Source organism: Candidatus Omnitrophota bacterium, assembly GCA_041648975.1.
Lineage (GTDB): Bacteria > Omnitrophota > Gorgyraeia > 2-01-FULL-45-10 > 2-01-FULL-45-10 > JAQUSE01.
Window position 1 is genome coordinate 26760 of the sequence record JBAZNZ010000004.1, and the last position, 17823, is coordinate 44582.

General features: G+C 48.8%; 19 protein-coding genes. All 19 read right to left on the reverse strand.

Annotation, left to right across the window (positions count from 1 at the left end):
* Positions 1-3 precede the first annotated feature (3 nt).
* Complete coding sequence (locus WC592_01745) at positions 4-234, reverse strand: bL27 family ribosomal protein (protein ID MFA4981180.1); 231 nt, start codon at positions 232-234, stop codon at positions 4-6.
* Between the two features lie 68 nt (positions 235-302).
* Complete coding sequence (gene rplU / locus WC592_01750) at positions 303-626, reverse strand: 50S ribosomal protein L21 (GenBank protein MFA4981181.1); 324 nt, start codon at positions 624-626, stop codon at positions 303-305.
* Between the two features lie 173 nt (positions 627-799).
* Positions 800-2671 (reverse strand): hypothetical protein, encoded by a 1872-nt coding sequence (locus WC592_01755; protein MFA4981182.1) that lies wholly within the window; start codon positions 2669-2671, stop codon positions 800-802.
* Between the two features lie 79 nt (positions 2672-2750).
* Positions 2751-4268, reverse strand: a complete 1518-nt coding sequence (locus WC592_01760) for an Rne/Rng family ribonuclease (GenBank protein MFA4981183.1) — start codon at positions 4266-4268, stop codon at positions 2751-2753.
* Positions 4268-4561 (reverse strand): TIGR03936 family radical SAM-associated protein, encoded by a 294-nt coding sequence (locus WC592_01765; GenBank protein MFA4981184.1) that lies wholly within the window; start codon positions 4559-4561, stop codon positions 4268-4270. Before WC592_01765 ends, WC592_01760 begins: the two co-directional genes overlap by 1 nt.
* A 1-nt stretch (position 4562) precedes the next feature.
* Positions 4563-6239 (reverse strand): secretin N-terminal domain-containing protein, encoded by a 1677-nt coding sequence (locus WC592_01770; GenBank protein ID MFA4981185.1) that lies wholly within the window; start codon positions 6237-6239, stop codon positions 4563-4565.
* Positions 6232-6612, reverse strand: a complete 381-nt coding sequence (locus WC592_01775; protein MFA4981186.1) for a hypothetical protein — start codon at positions 6610-6612, stop codon at positions 6232-6234. The genes WC592_01770 and WC592_01775 overlap by 8 nt, the downstream gene beginning before the upstream one ends.
* 23 nt (positions 6613-6635) lie before the next feature.
* The gene (pilO, locus tag WC592_01780; protein ID MFA4981187.1) at positions 6636-7214 is read right to left on the reverse strand and encodes a type 4a pilus biogenesis protein PilO; all 579 of its coding nucleotides are present in this window, start codon (positions 7212-7214) and stop codon (positions 6636-6638) included.
* A gap of 20 nt (positions 7215-7234) precedes the next feature.
* A complete protein-coding gene (locus WC592_01785) occupies positions 7235-7915 on the reverse strand; it encodes a hypothetical protein (GenBank protein MFA4981188.1) in 681 nt (226 codons plus the stop codon).
* Positions 7916-8036: 121 nt separating this feature from the next.
* Positions 8037-9068: a type IV pilus assembly protein PilM gene (gene pilM, locus WC592_01790; protein ID MFA4981189.1), complete on the reverse strand. Its 1032-nt coding sequence runs from the start codon at positions 9066-9068 to the stop codon at positions 8037-8039.
* On the reverse strand, positions 9068-9568 hold the full coding sequence (locus tag WC592_01795) for a hypothetical protein (GenBank protein MFA4981190.1): 501 nt from the start codon (positions 9566-9568) through the stop codon (positions 9068-9070). The genes pilM and WC592_01795 overlap by 1 nt, the downstream gene beginning before the upstream one ends.
* 12 nt (positions 9569-9580) lie before the next feature.
* On the reverse strand, positions 9581-10924 hold the full coding sequence (locus WC592_01800) for a hypothetical protein (GenBank protein ID MFA4981191.1): 1344 nt from the start codon (positions 10922-10924) through the stop codon (positions 9581-9583).
* 13 nt (positions 10925-10937) lie between these two features.
* Positions 10938-11543, reverse strand: coding sequence for a hypothetical protein (locus WC592_01805; protein MFA4981192.1), 606 nt, complete (start codon positions 11541-11543; stop codon positions 10938-10940).
* The gene (locus WC592_01810; GenBank protein MFA4981193.1) at positions 11518-12018 is read right to left on the reverse strand and encodes a type II secretion system protein; all 501 of its coding nucleotides are present in this window, start codon (positions 12016-12018) and stop codon (positions 11518-11520) included. The genes WC592_01805 and WC592_01810 overlap by 26 nt, the downstream gene beginning before the upstream one ends.
* Positions 12015-12371: a prepilin-type N-terminal cleavage/methylation domain-containing protein gene (locus tag WC592_01815; GenBank protein MFA4981194.1), complete on the reverse strand. Its 357-nt coding sequence runs from the start codon at positions 12369-12371 to the stop codon at positions 12015-12017. Before WC592_01815 ends, WC592_01810 begins: the two co-directional genes overlap by 4 nt.
* A 247-nt stretch (positions 12372-12618) precedes the next feature.
* Entirely contained in the window at positions 12619-12978 is a 360-nt protein-coding gene (locus WC592_01820; protein MFA4981195.1) for a prepilin-type N-terminal cleavage/methylation domain-containing protein, read from the reverse strand.
* Between the two features lie 166 nt (positions 12979-13144).
* Positions 13145-14359: a type II secretion system F family protein gene (locus WC592_01825; GenBank protein ID MFA4981196.1), complete on the reverse strand. Its 1215-nt coding sequence runs from the start codon at positions 14357-14359 to the stop codon at positions 13145-13147.
* 1 nt (position 14360) lies between these two features.
* The gene (locus WC592_01830) at positions 14361-16085 is read right to left on the reverse strand and encodes a GspE/PulE family protein (protein MFA4981197.1); all 1725 of its coding nucleotides are present in this window, start codon (positions 16083-16085) and stop codon (positions 14361-14363) included.
* Positions 16082-17809, reverse strand: a complete 1728-nt coding sequence (locus WC592_01835) for an ATPase, T2SS/T4P/T4SS family (GenBank protein MFA4981198.1) — start codon at positions 17807-17809, stop codon at positions 16082-16084. The genes WC592_01830 and WC592_01835 overlap by 4 nt, the downstream gene beginning before the upstream one ends.
* Positions 17810-17823: the final 14 nt, after the last annotated feature.

The following is a 17823-nucleotide window of genomic DNA, read 5'->3' on the forward strand; positions in this document are numbered from 1 at the left end:
GCGTTACTTGGAGGCTTTTACAATATTGACGATCTTGCCCGGAGTGAAATTAACCTTGCCGTCGACCAACGCGAATAGCGTGCCGTCCCTGCCGATACCTACGTTCCTGCCGGCCTTAAAGACGAAACCGCGCTGCCTCAATATGATATTGCCGGCCTTCACAGACTGGTTCCCGTACTTCTTTACGCCTAACGTCTGCGGCTGGCTGTCTCTGCCGTTAACTACGTGAGCCATGTTGTCAGTCCTTTCAATTCAAATGTTACGTAATGTTATGTAAGGTTCATTAAGGTTACGTAACGTTACTAGCTCCCTTTTCCTGCTTCTATTTCCTTAACCTTCAGCTTCAGGACATTCTGCCTGTGGCCTATCTTCTTCTTCTCGCTCTTGCGCTTTTTGTATTTAAACGCGACTACCTTATCCTGTCTTATCATGCCAAGGACCTCGCACACCACATGAGATCCCTTAACATGAGGGTTCCCTATATGGAGCGAGTTGCCGTCCTTTACCATCAATACCGTGTTAAGCTTTACCTCGCCGCCCTTCTTAGCGGCCAGTTTCTCAACCAGGATTATGTCGTTCTTGGCTACTTTGTATTGCTTACCGCCTGTCTCTATCACTGCGTACATAGAACCCCCCGATTTGCTGTAATCTCACCCGGGGCAAATCGTCCCGAGGAGCTGTAATCTCACTCATGGTAACGAGGGACTACATCCGAAATACCCCGTTTAGGACGATTAATATATCACAGCGCCGATTACTCCGTCAAGGGAAAAAGGGAGGCCCCCATTCCGGCTCACTCTCAGGGCTCTTCCGCATGGCGCGTGCTGATATGTCGCCCTATAGTGGTAAATTGCATCAATTTTTCCCAAACATCATGATATCTCATATATCTCTTCACATCCGGGTCTTCGACCCTGGCGTAAGAACCCATATATTCCCTGAATTCCTCTTCCAGCGCAGGAAGGTCTTTTCCAAGACAGCCAAGCAATATATTAAGATCATCGGCGCCGCTATCCCTGCCCTTCTTCTTCGCGTCCATGCGTTCGCTCATCTTGACCTGATAATCCATGAACTGCTCATGGTACCTGTTCATGAGAAAAGAGGTAAATGCCCAGCTCTCGCCGTAAGAGGCAAACGCCGCTTTGTTGACCAGGCCCACAAAACTACCTATCTTAAAATTGGTAAGGAACTCTATCGGGTTGAGCTCATTCTTCCTCACCGCTTCCTGGTATGAGAAGAGCCATTCTTCGTCGACGGATCCGATCGGATCGGTCCCGCAGTAAGTCGCGATCCCCTCATTCAGCCAGGATTGGGCGCTCGATTCGTTTATAATATCCTCTCTCTTGATCTTCTCAAGGTCCTTCGATGTCTCCCTCCTGATCTTCATGATCTCTTCCAGGATCTCTTTCTTCTTCTTCCAGTCTTTCTCCGCCATCAGCTCTTTCTTCTTTTCCGCCAATTTCTTGTCGTCCATATCGGGTTTCATTATCACGATACTCTGCAGGCCGTAATTATGGAATACCTCGTGGGTAAATTCATGGCGCAGGACATCAAGGGACCCGTAAAGAAGTTCGCTCTTATATATACTGTGCATCTCCCAGAATATGTCCGTAAATTCCTTCGCCTGGCCTTCGAGAAAGATGTGGTAACTCTTAACCACGTTATCTTTCACCTTGTCTATCACCTCTTTATTGAAGGCGCCGGTCTGGCCTTCCACTATCTCAAGGACCCATTTCTCCATCCTATTGCCGAACCCGTTATACGTATAAAGCACTTTGTTCAGCGGACTAAAATAGCCTACTACAAGCCATCCGGGCACACCGTCCGTAATCGCATATGTCCAGTAATCTTCTATGTCATCGAACATGACCAGAAAATTCTGGCACCCGGCGGTCCTACCCTTAAATATCTTGAAGAACTTGAAATAGATATCGGTATGAGCCTGCCTGACCGTCTTGACATAAAGGTCGATCGATTTTGCGTAAGAATCGGAGAATAGCACTATGTCCCCTTCTTTATACATCTTCATCTTGGGGAACTGCTCCTTCAGGCGTCTCTCTATATCGTCGGATTCTTTATTCAGGGCGGGAGCGAAGATAAGGTAGTCGATATCGGCGCGTTTTACGGTCATCTCGAGTCCGCCGCCGCCTTCATCAAAAGACATCGTCATCTCATCACCCGTTATATCCGTTATCTTTCCGTCGAGGACCACGCCGTTGGTCCTCTTCGCGACAATGTCGTTCTTATACGGCCACTGGGCCTCCTTCCGGCTCTTGCGCTCTTCCCGGACCACCTGTTTGGCGCTCACTGCAAATTTCTCGTTATCCCATTCCACAATATATTCATCGGCTTTCTTTTCCAGCAATCTGCCGTTTATCACCCCTCCGTGTTTGAGGTATAAAGTTATTCCGTCATCCTCATCGTCTTTTTTCAAGACATCCGGAAGTTTTACGGACTTCGTCACTTTCCTGATAAACTTTTCCTGCTCTCTGTTCATTCCGGTAATAAGACCGCCTGCCCGGTCGCCGACGCCTTTAACAAAATCGACGACTCTTGCAACCCTGGTATTAAGCGCGAGATTTGTCCGCAACTCGGACCTGAAGTGCCTGTATCCGTCGACTGCCGCCGCGATAAACCCTATCACAAAAAATAATATTATAAGCCTTTTCATGGAACTCCCGGAGGGATAAGCCCTTCATAAAAATAGGGCCACGCCCGTTAAAGACATGGCCCTATTTCGTTAAAACGGTTTATACTTTCCCTTCCTCAATTTTAATATCCTCTATGTGAAGATTGGGATCCTCGATAACGCGGATAGTCTTCCTGAAACGCCTTTCCAGCGGCCTTATCATGTTCTTTTCCGGGGCCGCGATATTATACGCCACTTCCGGATGAAGGGAGACGAAGACCTCTCTCTTGCGGGAATCCTGCAAAAATCTCTCAAGTTTCCGCAACAGCTCTATCGACACCGTCGATATAGACTTGACAATCCCCCTGCCGCTGCAGTACGGGCACCTCTGATAGCTCTTCGACTCTATACTCTTCCTGACACGCTGCCTGGTCATTTCAATAAGGCCGATGCTGGAGATGTTTAGTATCTTAGTCTTTGCTTTATCGCCCTCAAGGTGCTTTTCCAGAGTTTTGTATATAGTCTTCCTGTGCTGGGGGATCTCCATGTCGATGAAATCTATAATTATTATCCCGCCGAGGTCGCGCAACTTCAACTGCCTGGGCACCTCCTCCGCCGCTTCGATATTAGTTTTGAACGCCGTGTCCTCGAGGTTGCGCTTTCCCACAAATTTTCCCGAGTTGACGTCGATGGCGACTAGCGATTCCGTTTGATCGAATATGAGGTATCCGCCGCTTTTCAGCTGCACGATCCTGTTGTATATCTTTTCTATCTGGCGCTCGATGTCGTGCTTCTCGAAAAGAGGTATCCTGTCCGTATGAAGCCTCAGCCTTGGCCTGAGATGCGGGGCAAGGATCTTCAGGAATCTCGATATCCTCTTAAATTCATCTCTTGAGTCTATATCCAGTTTCGACACATCATTGGTGAAGATGTCCCTGGCCACTCTCAGTATAATATCGTATTCCTGGTGTATAAGGCACGGTGGTTTGGCCTTTCTCGCCCTGGACTTTATATTGTGCCACAGGTTGGTGAGATACCTCATCTCCCTGAAAAAATCCTTCTGGCTGGCGCCCTGGGCCGCGGTCCTGACTATCACGCCCATATCCTTTGCTATCTTCAATTCCTCAAGTATCTTCCTTATCCTGTCCCGCTCTTCTCTCGATTCGATCCTCCTCGAAAGGCCTATATGGTTATCGAACGGCATGAGGACAAGGAACCTCCCCGGTATGCTGACATGAGTGGTAAGCCTGGGCCCCTTCGTGCCTATCGGTTCTTTCACTACCTGGACAAGCACATCATCGCCCTTCTTAAGCAGCTCGCCTATGGAAGGAAGCGGCTTTTTCGGCTCGCCCCTTTCATGGCTTTCCTCTATAGGCCCGCCATCAAGCAGTTTCTCGTAACCCAGGGGATCCGACACGACGTCGGTCACATACAAAAATCCGTTCTTCTCCAGCCCGATGTTTACAAATGCGGCGCCCATTCCGGGCAACACAGATTCGACCTTGCCTTTGTAAATGTTGCCGAACAGGCTTTTCGCGCTGTCCGGCCTTTCAATATAAAACTCTTCTATCCTCTTATTCTCCATGACAGCGACGCGTTTTTCGTGCTGCGTCACATTAATATATATCTCTTTTTGCATTACACCGTCTCCTCTGCCTTTATAATCCTTACCCCCTCAGGCAATTGTTCATTGATTTTCCCGATAAATTCCTGCGGCGACAATCTCTTATCCATATGGAAAACAGCCTCCTGATCCATGCCCTCTACGCCGAGCTTGAGGGCTCTGGTTATACTTATCTTAAGGTGGGGACTGAACCCTTTTGTCACGCTTACCGGAAGCGCCGCTCTCCGGGACGCCCTTTGGAAAAGCCTCATGAGATCCAGATGCGAAATAAAACGCGCGTTGCCGGTCTTGGAAAACGTTACTTTCATATTACCAGAATTTTTTATTCGGCCTCTTCTTGGCGGTCACGTCTTTCTGCTGAGTGATCGTATACATAGGCACATAAGCCTTGTTCACATCCGGCAGGTCCTTGATTACACGCCCCTTATTCATAAGATTGACCGTGATAAAGAAAATAAGTTCCGTCTTCTGTTTTGTTATCTCTTTCTTAGTAACCAGGAGTCCCAAGTACGGCACATCGCCGAATATGTCTCCCAGGAACGGAAGCTTCTTTCGCGTATCGATAATGTTCTCCTTTATCAATCCGCCGATAAATATCGTGTCCCCGTCTTTTACCATGACCTGCGTCTTGGCCTGCCGCACCGAGAAGACAGGCGCGACTACTCCGCTTGACTTATCAAGCGTATCGTATCTCAACAGGTCGCTTATCTGCGGCGTCAGGTCTATTACTATCTCATCCTTGTCGTTGACATGAGGGACAACCTTAAGCATTATGCCAAGATCTTTCGGTTCATACCCCGTTATCTCCATCTTTCCGGTAGTTGAACTCCTCTCGTATTTAGGCATATTAAGCGTATTTCCGACATTAATGAAGGCTTCGTTGTTGTTAAGGGTAGTAATCCTGGGATTCGATATGAGGTCGGTGTTGGACCTTGATTTTATCATCTCCAGGACAGCCGAAAATTGGCTGAAATCAAGAGTGCCGAACGTGAACTGGTCTGTTCCGGCATAAGGAAATCCGAAACTCCCTGATTTTCCCCCATTAGCAGGGAACTCGCTGGCCGTTTCCGAAGCTACGCCTCCGCCCGAGGTAGTGGTCGTTGTCGACGGGCTGGAGCTCAAGACCTGCGGGAAAAATATCATACTATCCTGCGCCGAGTTAAACGGCATCTTGAAATAGTCAAAGGGAAATGTTGTCGGCCTCTTGGCGCCGCTGACGGAGAGCTTGACGTTCCAGTCAATGCCCAGTTTTTCGCTGTCATCCAGCGCGGTCTCTATTATCCTGGCCTCTATGAGGATCTGGTCGGTCTGTTTGTCGAGCCTCTCAACGACCTGGCCGATCTTGTATATGTTAGTGGGGATATCGGTAACGAGGACTGTGTTGGTCCTTTCGTCGTATGTGACCTTGCCCCTTTCGCTGACTATATCCTTTATCGATGTGGCGACATCCTTTGACTTGCTGTAATTGAGATTGAAGGCCTGTGTTGTCAGCTCTTCCGCCTTGAGCTTATCGACAGTCACCACCCTTATTATATCCCCCTCCCTTTCGTAGGCAAACCCGTAGTTCCTTAAGATGATATCGAGCGCTGTCTTCCATGGCTTATTCGTCAATTTCAGGTCTATGGTGCCTTTTACATCGGGCGCAGGCACGATATCCACTCCGGAGACTTCCGATATGTACGCCAGTACCGTCTTGATATCGGCGCCCTTAAAGTTGACCGTCACGTTGCCGGGTTCGACTCTGGCTGCCGGAACATCGGGTTCTTTCGGCTCTTCCGGTTGAACCGCGGCTGCTGGGACCACAACCGGCGTCATCATCTCATTCTCCTGGGGCCTATATGCCTGATCCTGGCCGATGGGGACCGCCTCCTCTACCGGCGGCTCTTTATAATTCTTTTCCTGCGCGACCGACACCAACGAGGAATCAAACAATAGACATAAAGAAATAGTCAAGAAGCCGACCAGACAGATCTTTTTATTATTCACTCTTTACCCCTCCTTCTTCGGATAACTTCACCGTATGTTCGTTACCGTCTAAATGTAATATTATAGAGTTCGGGCCGATCTTCTTTATCACAAGCTCCCCCGTTTTCTCACTTTCCCTGATTATCTCTCCGTTCAATATGGCCAGTCTCTTTCCGTCGGCTCCCATAGCTATTCCTTCGAGGTTGATCTCATATATCGACGTCACGTCTTTAAGTTTCGTAGTGACGCTCTTCTCCTGGCCTACAAGCGGCACAAGAGGGTCACGTCTCCCGTGCGCATCGTACCTTATGGCCTCCATGCCATGAAGATACGTGGCCGCCACAAGCGCCGCGAGGGCTAAACCGCTGATCTTACAGGCTCTGAAAAAAAACATTTAAATATCCACCTCACGGGCGGTTAGCCGCCCTTCTTCATTTTATAAGTCATGACCACCAGCTCGATATCATGTTTTTTCGGGTTGGAGCTGTTCGACTTCACGGCTATATCGACTATCTTCATGAATCTTTCGCCACCCTCAAGGCGGGCAAGAAAATTCCCGAGCTCATGGTATCCCGACTTTGCGCTTATGTGGATAGGTATCTCCTGAAAAGGGGTGTCTTTCCGCGCTTTATCCTCTTTTACGATATTCGGAGTTATGGCGGTGATCTTTACATTGGAGCTCTTTGCGACCGCATTAAGGTTCTCAAGCAGACCGGATATCGGCTGTTCGGCAGGCAGCATCTTCTCGTAGAGATCCATCTTTTCTTGTATGGCCGCCAGGTCGTTCTTAAGTTTGTCTATCCTGGCTATGTCTTCTTTGGCCTTGGCCAATTCAAAACGAGCCTCATTCATTTTGACGAAACTGCCGAAGACCCCCACTAACTGCGGTACAAGCAGGAAATTCAAATAAAATATGAATGCGATAACGGATACCAGGACGATCAATATCATCGTTTGTTTCTGGTTCTTATCGAATGTAAAAGGCAATTTTATCATATTTTCCGGCGATCCGGTTTCTATTCTTTGCTGTTAAAGAGGCAAGCTATCTTAAAATTCATTACCTCCTGGTCATCGAACTTGCTGCTTTTCATCGACACAAGTTCAATCTGCTGAAAATCTGAATAAAAAGAGGCGTTATCCTTAAGGCTGCTCATGAACTTGCCTATAAGCGCCGTTCCCTGCCCTCCTAGACTCGACGCGTAACCCGTCAATACAAGATATTTGAGCACAGAGCTTTCCGGCGGCTTTGTGGTATCTTTTTTTACCTTTGCGCCCGCCGGTGGAGGAGCTTTTTCCTTTTGCCTCTCCTCGTAACCGAAATCGGACAACCAGATACCCGATGTCATTGAATCGCTCAATTCGTTCAGCTTCGCTGCCCAGCTGAACCGCCCGTCCACAAGCTCATCAATAGCCCTCACCTTTTGATCTTTCAGCTGGATAAGCGTCTTTAAAGACTCCGCATATCTCTTTTCAGGCATCACCGACTCCAACTTCATCGATAGCGAGGCAAGCGTCGACTTACTGTATACGCCGCCAAAGAATAGCGCTATATGCATTACTGCCAACACGGCAACGAAACCTATAGCTATGTTCATAACAGGAATATTCTTTAAAAAATTAAGGTCGGCCAGGCCGATCTTCTTATACGCCGGTTCTCTTTTCCTGTATTCCTGCGGCAATAGATTAATCTGTACCATAAGCCCTGTGGTTGTCCTCGGCCGATAGGCCGTTGTCTTACTCGGGGCAATACTTAAGCGGCTATTGCATTACCGCTCTGCAGTTAACGCCTTGTTCTGGCCGCGAATGTATATCTTCCGCTCATCTCAACGCCAATCCTGCGGCGACGCCGTAAGAACCTTTCGATCCTTCCAGGAGTTTCGCGTCTATTCCGGAGGCGCTTTTATCTAAAAATGCGAGCGGATCCCAGGCGAAAGGCCGGACGCCGAAATATTCCTGAAACAGGTCTTCCAATCCGGCCAGGCCCGAACTGCCGCCCGAAATATAGATCTCGTCGACGCCCCTGCCGTTCTGGTTCTCGTAATAATTGAACGACAACTTCACTTCGTCGAGAAGATTATTGACTACGGGTTTCACCGCATCTACTATCGACTGCCGTTTGTCGTGAGGTGATTCCTTGATCTTATCGGATGCCGCATTGTCCACGCCCAGGACCTTTGATATAGCGGCGCTGAACTCATTGCCGCCTATTGCCAGGTCCCTGATAAAATATGCCGTGCCTTCCCGCACTATGGCCAGATTGGTGAACCTGGCGCCAATATTCAGGATCGCAAAACTCTTATCCGCGGCGGCATCCGCCTTGTTCCTGGAAAATGAGCCCGCCAGAGCCAGGCTGTCCACATCTACTGCCGCCACCGACAGGCCTGAAGCCTCCGCTGCCTTTATCCTGTCTTCGATCATATCTCTTTTAGCGGCTACCAGTATTAAATCTGTCTTGCTCCCGGCCTTGTCCGTACGCAGGACCTGAAAATCCACAACACACTCGCTTATATTAAAAGGTACGACCTTTTCCGCTTCGAACCTTACCGCGCTCTTCAGCTCATCGTCTTTCATCTTCGGCATCGTCACGAATCTCGCTACGACAAACGGACCCGAGACGGAGATATTGGCTTCTTTAGCCGAAAATTTCGATTCCTCGACCAACCGCGTAACCGTTTCTGCCATCTCTATGCGGGAAGCGCCTCTTACCTTCTTCATCCCTAAGGATATCAATGACGGCGAAATGCCGCCGGATACCTCGACCGCCTTGACGAACGAGCTGCCGATATCAAGCCCTACGATCTTTTTCGCGCTGGGGCCGTGTCCGGTCTTTCCGAAAGGAGTTTCCGCCATTATCGTGCCGCTTTATCGTTTGGGCGCTTCGCGCCGGGCTTATAATTAAACTCTATCGATACGAGCTTCTTCAACGACTCGGACATCGCCAGCAAATTTTTAGACTTCTTATCATACGGATTCACTTTAAGCGCCTCTTTGCAGCTTTCGATCTTATTATCCAATCCATCCATAAATTTTTTCTTGTCTTCAGGGCTTACGTTGGCCCAAGTTTTTACCATATTTACACCGACGTCATCTTCCGGATAATCCTGATATAAGGTTTGCAGGTCGGGAGGAATCCCTTTCTTTTCCAATGTCCGGTCCGTCCCTGTTCCGGCTTTGTGCCCATAAGCAGGAATGGCTGCGCCTGGAACCGTCTCTTCCGGCACTATGGCGCGCGCCGGGGCCTTCGTCTCTTTAGCGGAAGTGAAACGAAGCGTCCTGATAAAAAACACAGCCAATGCTATTAATATTATAAAGAGCGCTGTATTTATATACACAAGATTCCTGTCTTTCATATTATAAGGTCCTCAGTTCTGCTGCCATATCGGCTCGAATTCCGTAGCCTCGTTCTTAATCCTGAACAAAAGAGATATCCTGTTATAACCCGGGGGCAGTCCCAGGGGCCAGTTCGCCGGATCGGACCAATCGACGTCGCCTCTGTTAATGTCCCTGTTCAGAAGCCCGGGTATGGGTAATACGGTGTCTATGTCCACATCCCCTTTGGCAAAGATAGCGCCGTCTGTCCTGCCTCCAAATAATGCGTTGAAATCGCCGTTAGCGTATATGACAATATTGCCTCTAACGCCTCCGAACGCCCTTATGCCGCCGGTATTGACATCGCCATACGACACTATGGTCAGCGTATCGTCCAAGCCGTTCGTCGGCTGAACTACAGTGACATCCCCCGTAGCTATGATGGTGTGGCTCGAGTCGCCTCCCCACCATGCTGTATCGCTAAAAAGTATATCCACACTACCGTCAACAAATATTACAGGCGTACCCACGGGAACACTCCATGGATCGAATGTCTGGGAGCCTGTGTAATAATTTTCTTCGCCGGGCGTTATCCCAAGGTCAACCCCCAAAGAGTTATTAGCGGCATCGTCCAGATATGTTGTATAATAATATGTAAAAGCGTCTTTATCATTTATCACGCCGTCGCTGTTGACATCGTCCGCGCTGAATATCGTTTCCTGCCCCTCTGGGATATCCGCGACGGTTACGCTGCCGTCGCTGTTTATATCCGTTATGAGACTGCCGTCGTTATTGGTATCGTATGTATCCCCAAGCCAGAATGAGGGCGCGGAAAAACTCTGGTTCTCCAATGTCTCTCCCGATACCTGCACAAAATTATTTGTCGTAACCGTCGAACCGCTCGCCAGGGGCCCCTCTGCCCTTACCCATGACCTGAATCCCAGCAATTTCGCACCGGATAAGGACATCGGCCCTATACAGCCAAGCGGATAACCGCTGTTAAACGGCGAATCGAAACCATACCTCACTATGACCCTTGACTTACGGCCGTTAACGGTCCCCTCTGACACTATCCCGAATATATCAGTAGTAACTACATCGGCACTGGCGGTAAATGTCCCTACGGTCTGGCCTCCCGCGTTTCTCGTCTTCACAACGCTGTCTGCCGACGGCACGGCCAGAGGCCAGATAACAGTCTGGCCTTCTTTCGATTTCATCAGGGCATACATTATCTCAGCGCCTGATCTCGCGGCGTAACGCGCGGACATAAGATCATTAGCGATCTTCGTCTGCAGTATCTCGCCGGACCCCATGCTGACGACAACTCCCGCTATCAGGACGAGCATTACAAGAAACGCGACGACTATAACTATGACAAAACCTTTATTATGTTTCATATGATACTCTCTGTCAGCTCGCAACGTTCTTTAATGACACTATATCGCTGTACTCGGCTTTGATATGCTGTCCGCCCGGCCTTGTGCCGGCGATATCTTTCTCCACCGTTGCCGTGACTTTGATAAGATTACCGCACCCCAAATATTTCTCAAATTTCAGGTCCGACAATCCGATAGTGGCCATTATCTCATGGACAGTTCCGTCATTATCCATATAATACAGCGCGTTCAGCCCGGATGCGGCATCAATGCCAAGATAAAAAGACCTTTCGTTCGAACCATCCGGCTCAAGAGCGTAATTTATCCTCTGGAGCGAAGGGATATCCGGCTCGGCTATCGCGTTAGCTATACCGTTCCTCCTTTTAAATGTAACCGCGCCCACACTGAATGTCCCAACCGTATCATCCATACTGCCTTCCCGGATCGCCGAAAGGGCGATCCTCGCGATCCGCTGGGCTTCGATACGGGGCGACATCTCGTAAAACCAGGACCAGCTCATCACATATATCGACCATGCCGCCAGAAATATGAACATGGCGATAAAACTTGCCGTCAAAAGCTCTGTTAAAGTGAATGCGCGCCCGGTCCCGGCGTCAGGAAGACGTATGGTATGCGACATAGCAAACCGCCCTTTCGCTGCATGCCTGGCCGTTCATATCTTCATTCCATGTTACGACGAAGCCGACGATTTTAAAAGGAACCCCGATATATGTTATCTGCGTGCCATCGGCATTTTCCACATTATCCGGAAAATAAGGATCCGGAACCAGCGAGCCAACCAGGTCATCGGACGTATCGGCCGTACCCCGAGTATCTATCGTAACGGGTGTCGGATCTGCCGAGGATATCGTTTCGTAATAATCGGCTTCGCCTCCGATCCCGCCGTCATATCCCGCGCGCAATTCCTGTTCCATGTAACCGCTGATGACGTTCATCGCCGCAAGCCTGTGCCTCGCGCGCGAGGCCCCGAGGTTTGAGATGGTAAAAGCGCCGAGGACGCTTACCAAAAGCGTGCCCAGAAGCACTATACTGATAAGGCTTTCGACCAACGTGAGGCCTTTATTGCCGCGTAAAAAAAATGGCCGCAGTATCATGGCAGTGTATGCCCCTCGCTCTCTTTACTGCATCTCACTTGAGGTTTGTCTCCGACAGGATAGATGGTATATACACCCTTGGAAGGACAAGCCGGCTTGCCGCCGTCGATGTAGACATAGATCACTTCTTCCTGTTCGATCGAAGGCTGCGTACCGCTCTGGATAGTATTGTCCAGAGCCCACTGTTCAATGGCTCCGTCAATCTGTTTCAGGTTATTTATACAGGCATTCTTTGCAGCGGCCCTGCCTGTTTTGAGATAATTAGGGACAACGATTGCGAGGATGATTGCGATCACTAAGACCACTATCATCAATTCTACCAAAGTGTAGGACTTGCGGTGGAAGAAGATCATTATTATTATATATATTATTTCTTTTGATATAATTTATCATAATAGTGGTAAGTTGTCAAGCTATAGTGCTTATATATTGAGAAAAGGACCTACGAGGTGCGACGAGTTTAAGTGATCGCTCCTCGTAGGTCTATCATAGATCATTGGTTAACTACAATAAATAACCCCGCGCTTTCCTGCAAGGAGTTCCTTGCATGTAAAGCGCGGGGTCGCTTGTATCATTATGTGCTACAGCCAAACACGGACCTTATAATGTGTGGCCCGTTGTGCTATTCGGACATACCGGAGCAGCAGCCACTGTTGCAGGTGTGGCATACGCAGTAGTTCCGCATGTAGGCCATTTCTTCAGGTAATCAGGAACAACACCGATCGTAGCGCCGTCTGTATCCTTCACTACGGCATCCGTATCGTTCTTGCCCTGATCTATGGCCCACACCTGGATCGCTCCCTGTATCTGCTTCAGGTTGCCGATGCAGGCGTTCTTCAACGCAGTCTGCCTTGCTCTGACGAAGTTCGGAATGGCTATCGCCGCCAATAGACCGATAATTGCGACTACTATCATAATTTCAACAAGCGTAAAGCCTTTCCTGTTCATCTTTATCATCATATATATCACCTTCCTTTCTCCCAGGATTGGGTGCTTTTTTATGGTATAGGAAAGTATAAAACTTTCCTATTTTAATATATAATACCTATAAACCTACTTGCCTCCACCTCAACCTTTCTTTTATTAATATACCATACAATACAGCTATTGTCAAGACCATGGAACCCTACACTCCCATGACAGCGGTTATTTTGAATATCGGCAGGAACATACATATAACAATCGACCCTATAACAATACCCAAAAATGCTATTATAAGGGGCTCTATAAGGCTTGTCAGGGCGCTTACCGAAGAATCTACCTGTTCATCATAAAAATCGGCTATTTTTGACAGCATTTTCTCCAACTGACCTGATTGTTCGCCCACAAGGACCATCCTGGTAACCATAGGAGGAAATATCTTTGACCTTGCCAATGGCTGAGCTATACTTTCTCCTTCCTTAACACTCGTTCGAACATCATCTATGGCCTTTTCAACTACCTTATTTCCCGATGTTTTGCTGACTATTTCAAGCGACGCAAGTATTGGGACACCCGATTTTATAAGAGTAGCGAGAGTCCTGGTAAATTTGCTTATGGCAACCTTTCTGAACAGGATGCCAAAGATCGGCATTTTTAGCATAAATGAATCGAGCCGGAACCGCCCTTTTTCTGTTTTAAGGAACTTGTTAAGCATAAATCCGCCGGCAATCAATCCTATAAATATCACCGCCGCGAATTTCTGGAGCGCATCGCTGATACTGAGCAGGATACGGGTCGGCATTGGCAACTCTGCCCCAAATCCTTCAAATATGGTCCTGAATACAGGCACCACCTTCCATAGAAGAACGAAAGTAATACCAATAGCCATTAAACTGACTATAGCCGGATAGACAAGAGCTGATTTCACCTTCTTTTGAAGAGAGCTCGTCTTTTCCAGGTATTCCGCAAGTCGGTCGAGTATCTCGTCCAACATACCGCTCGATTCGCCGGCTTTTACCATATTCACAAACAGGGACGAGAAGATGTTTTTCTGCTTTGACATGGCGTCTGAAAGGCTGGCGCCCGCCTCCACGTCGCTTCGCACATTAACGACGATGGCGGCAAAGGCCTTGTTGTCCATCTGCTCACCGAGAATATCAAGCCCTCCTACAAGAGGTATGCCCGCATCCACCATAGTGGCAAGCTGCCGCGAGAATATCACTATATCATCCAATTTTACTTTCTTCTTGCCGCCGAGCAGGGAGGGAAATTTAAAACCGGAAACCTGTTCGCTGACCGAAACTATAATGACATCTTTTTTCCTGAGTATATCTATGACTTCCGCGCGGTTCTTTGCCTCAATGGTCCCGGTTACCGCATTCCCGCTATTGTCTTTTGCCGCATATTTGAACTTTCCCATCTCAATCCTCCGAAGTGACTCTCAAGACCTCTTCGAACGTCGTGACACCGTTCACAAAATTCTCTATGGCATTATCCCTCAGTGTCTTCATATGGAGCTCTTTTACGGCGTAATTTTTTATATCGTCACTGCCGCTCTTTTTCATTACCATATCGCGTATAGAATCATCAAGAAGGAGGGCTTCGAGAATACCTATCCTTCCATAATATCCCGTATCGCTGCATTTAGGGCAGCCCCTGCCCTTAAAAAATACCTTTCTGTCTTTTTTAACCACTTCATCGATATTAAAGCCTGCCCTTTCAAATACGTTCTTCGGGATCTCGACTTCCATTTTACAATTAGGGCATATCTTCCTCATGAGGCGCTGCGCCGACGACAAGACAAGGCTCGACGCGACAAGGAAAGGCTCGACTCCCATATCTATCAGGCGGGTTATCGCGCCCGCTGAATCGTTAGTGTGCAGGGTGCTGAGGATCAGCTGCCCGGTAAGCGAGGCCTTGATAGCGATATCCGCGGTCTCAAAATCCCTTATCTCTCCCACCATCACTATGTCCGGGCTCTGCCTCAATACGGACTTAAGGCCGTTTGCGAAAGTCAACCCTATCTCGGACCTTGCCTGTATCTGAGTAATGCCTTCCACCTCATACTCGACCGGATCCTCAAGAGTAATTATATTGCGTTCCGGCGTGTTAAGCTGCGTTACTATCGAATAGAGCGTCGTCGATTTTCCGCTGCCTGTAGGGCCGGTAACAAGTATCATACCGTACGGCCTTTCAAGCGCGGTCTTAAAGGTGCCAAGCGGGCCCGGCAGGAATCCGAGCTTATCCAGCCCGATGCTTAGGCTCGATTTGTCGAGCGCCCTTAAAACTATCTTTCCGCCGAACGCCACGGGAAGAACCGACACCCTGAAGTCTATCTCGTTCCCCAGAAAGTTTATCCGGAAACGTCCGTCCTGCGGCATCCTCGTCTCGGTGATGTCGAGCCTTGACAGGATCTTAAGGCGCGCCAGGACGGCGTTCTGGTTCTTCTTAGGCAGTGAAAATACATCGTGCAGGCTGCCGTCTATCCTGTATCGTATCCTCAGGTTCTTCTCGCACGGTTCGATATGTATATCGCTCGCGCGGCGTTTCAAGGCTTCATTCAATATCAGGCCCACCATCTTTACGATCGGCGCGCTTTTCGATTCTTCGGCTACCTCGCTTATATCGACCCTGTCTTCCTCTTCCACCTTCTCTATCTCTACGGCCTCCGAAGAGACCTCCTCCAGGAGCTTTGTTATCTCCTGCGCATGGCCCCCGTAATAGTTATGTATCCCCTGCATGATGTCGTTCTCTGTGGCTATCACAGGGTCTATCTGGAAATGGGTAAGCATCTTTATATCGTCTATCGCGAGTATATTAAGCGGGTCCGACATAGCTATCGTAAGGACGCCGCCGATCTTCGATACGGGTATTATCGAATACTGCCTGGCCATCTTCTCCGGGATCAGCGGGATAAGCGACTTATCTATCTTATATTTCGTCAGGTCTATAGGAGGCATGTTAAGCTGGCGGCTCATCACCACCATGAGGTCCTTTTCCGATACGAAACCGTTCCCGATCAATATCTTTCCAAGACTTCCTCCGGATTTTTTCTGTATCTCGAGGGCGCGGTCAAGATCCTTCTGCTTTACCATCTTACCGTTAACCAGAAGGTCTATGAGCTTATATCTGAATGATTCTATCATACCGTATCCAGGTCCTGTTCCCCGACTGTTACCCGAAGCACCTCGTCCAGGGTTGTCACGCCGTCGAGCGCGTTCTGCATCCCGTTCTCCCTGAGAGTCTTCATGCCTTCACGCCTGGCCTCTTCCCGTATCTTATATTCCTGGGCTTCTTCCAGTATAAGGACCTTTATTCTTGAAGTTACCGGCAAAACTTCAAGTAACGCCGTCCTTCCCTTATAACCCGTGCCCAGGCATTTATTGCACCCTTTGCCGCGATAGAACTTAACGCCCTTCTTATCAGTATCTATCTTAAGCTTTTCGGCCATATCTTTGCCGAGTTCGAAAGGCTCTTTGCAGCTCAGGCATATCTTGCGGACAAGCCTCTGCGCGCCTACCATTATTAAGGATGAGGTTATTAAGAACGGTTCGACGCCCATGTTAATAAGGCGGACTATGGAACCGGTAGCCGTCGTCGTATGCAGTGTGCTTAAGACCAGGTGGCCCGTCAAGGCCGACTTGATCGCTATATCGACAGTCTCGAAGTCCCTTATCTCCCCTATCATTATAACATTCGGGTCCTGGCGCAATATCGAGCGTAAGACACTCGCGAAAGTAAGCCCGATATCGGGTTTTGCGGCGACCTGATTTATGCCTTCGATTATATACTCCACAGGATCTTCGACAGTGACGATATTCTTTTCGGGAGAATTCACATGCTGCATTACCGAATAAAGGGTGGTGGTCTTGCCGCATCCGGTCGGCCCGCATATCAGGATCATACCGTGCGGCTTTGAATCGGCTTTCTTTATCTCCTCCAGGGACCGGGTGTCAAATCCCAGCTTCTCTATATCAAGGGTAGCCTGGGACTTGTCCAGGATCCTCAACGCGACTTTTTCCCCGCGGCTGGACGGAAGAACCGAGACCCTGAAGTCCACTTCCCTGCCGCTCAACTTTACCTTAAACCTTCCGTCTTGAGGCAGTCGTCTTTCCGCTATGTCCAGGTCCGACATTACCTTTATCCTGGATATTATGGCGTTCTGGAATGCCTTCGGCGACCGCTTGCCTTCGCGCCATATGCCGTCAACGCGGTATCTTATACGGACCTCGGTGTCGAGAGGCTCGATAAGTATATCGCTGGAACGCATTGAAACGCCTTCCGCGAGAAGCATATTGGTGATCTTGACCACAGGCGCATCCTGGGTCATCCTCAATATGTCTGTGGAACTCTGCGATTCTTCGCCGGAGAGATTATCAATAAGCTTCAGGTCATCGATATCGCCCACTATCTTCTCTATCGCCGCATAAGCATCCTCGTCATAATAATGGCCGAGCGCCTCCCTGATATCCTTTTCATACGCGATGACCGGGCTTATTTTATATCCCGTGAGCGTCTTTATATCGTCTATCGCGAATATATTAAGAGGATCAGCCATGGCTATCATCAAGGTGTCTCCGATCTTCGATATCGGCAGGATCATGTAATTTCTCGCTGTCTTTCTCGGCACCAATTTTATGACAGCGGGATCTATCTTATAGCGTGAGAGGTTTATAGGAGGTATGCCGAGCCCCTGGCTAAGTGTAACCATCAGGTCGCTTTTCGATACAAGGCCCAGGCTGATAAGTATATCGCTTAAAGACCCGCCCTTTTCCTTCTGGAATGAAATGGCCTTTTCGAGATCGGCAGGTTTAATGAGCTTCTTATCGACCAGTAATTTCGCAAGTTTCTCTTTTAATTCTGTAGCCATATTTATCCGGTCCT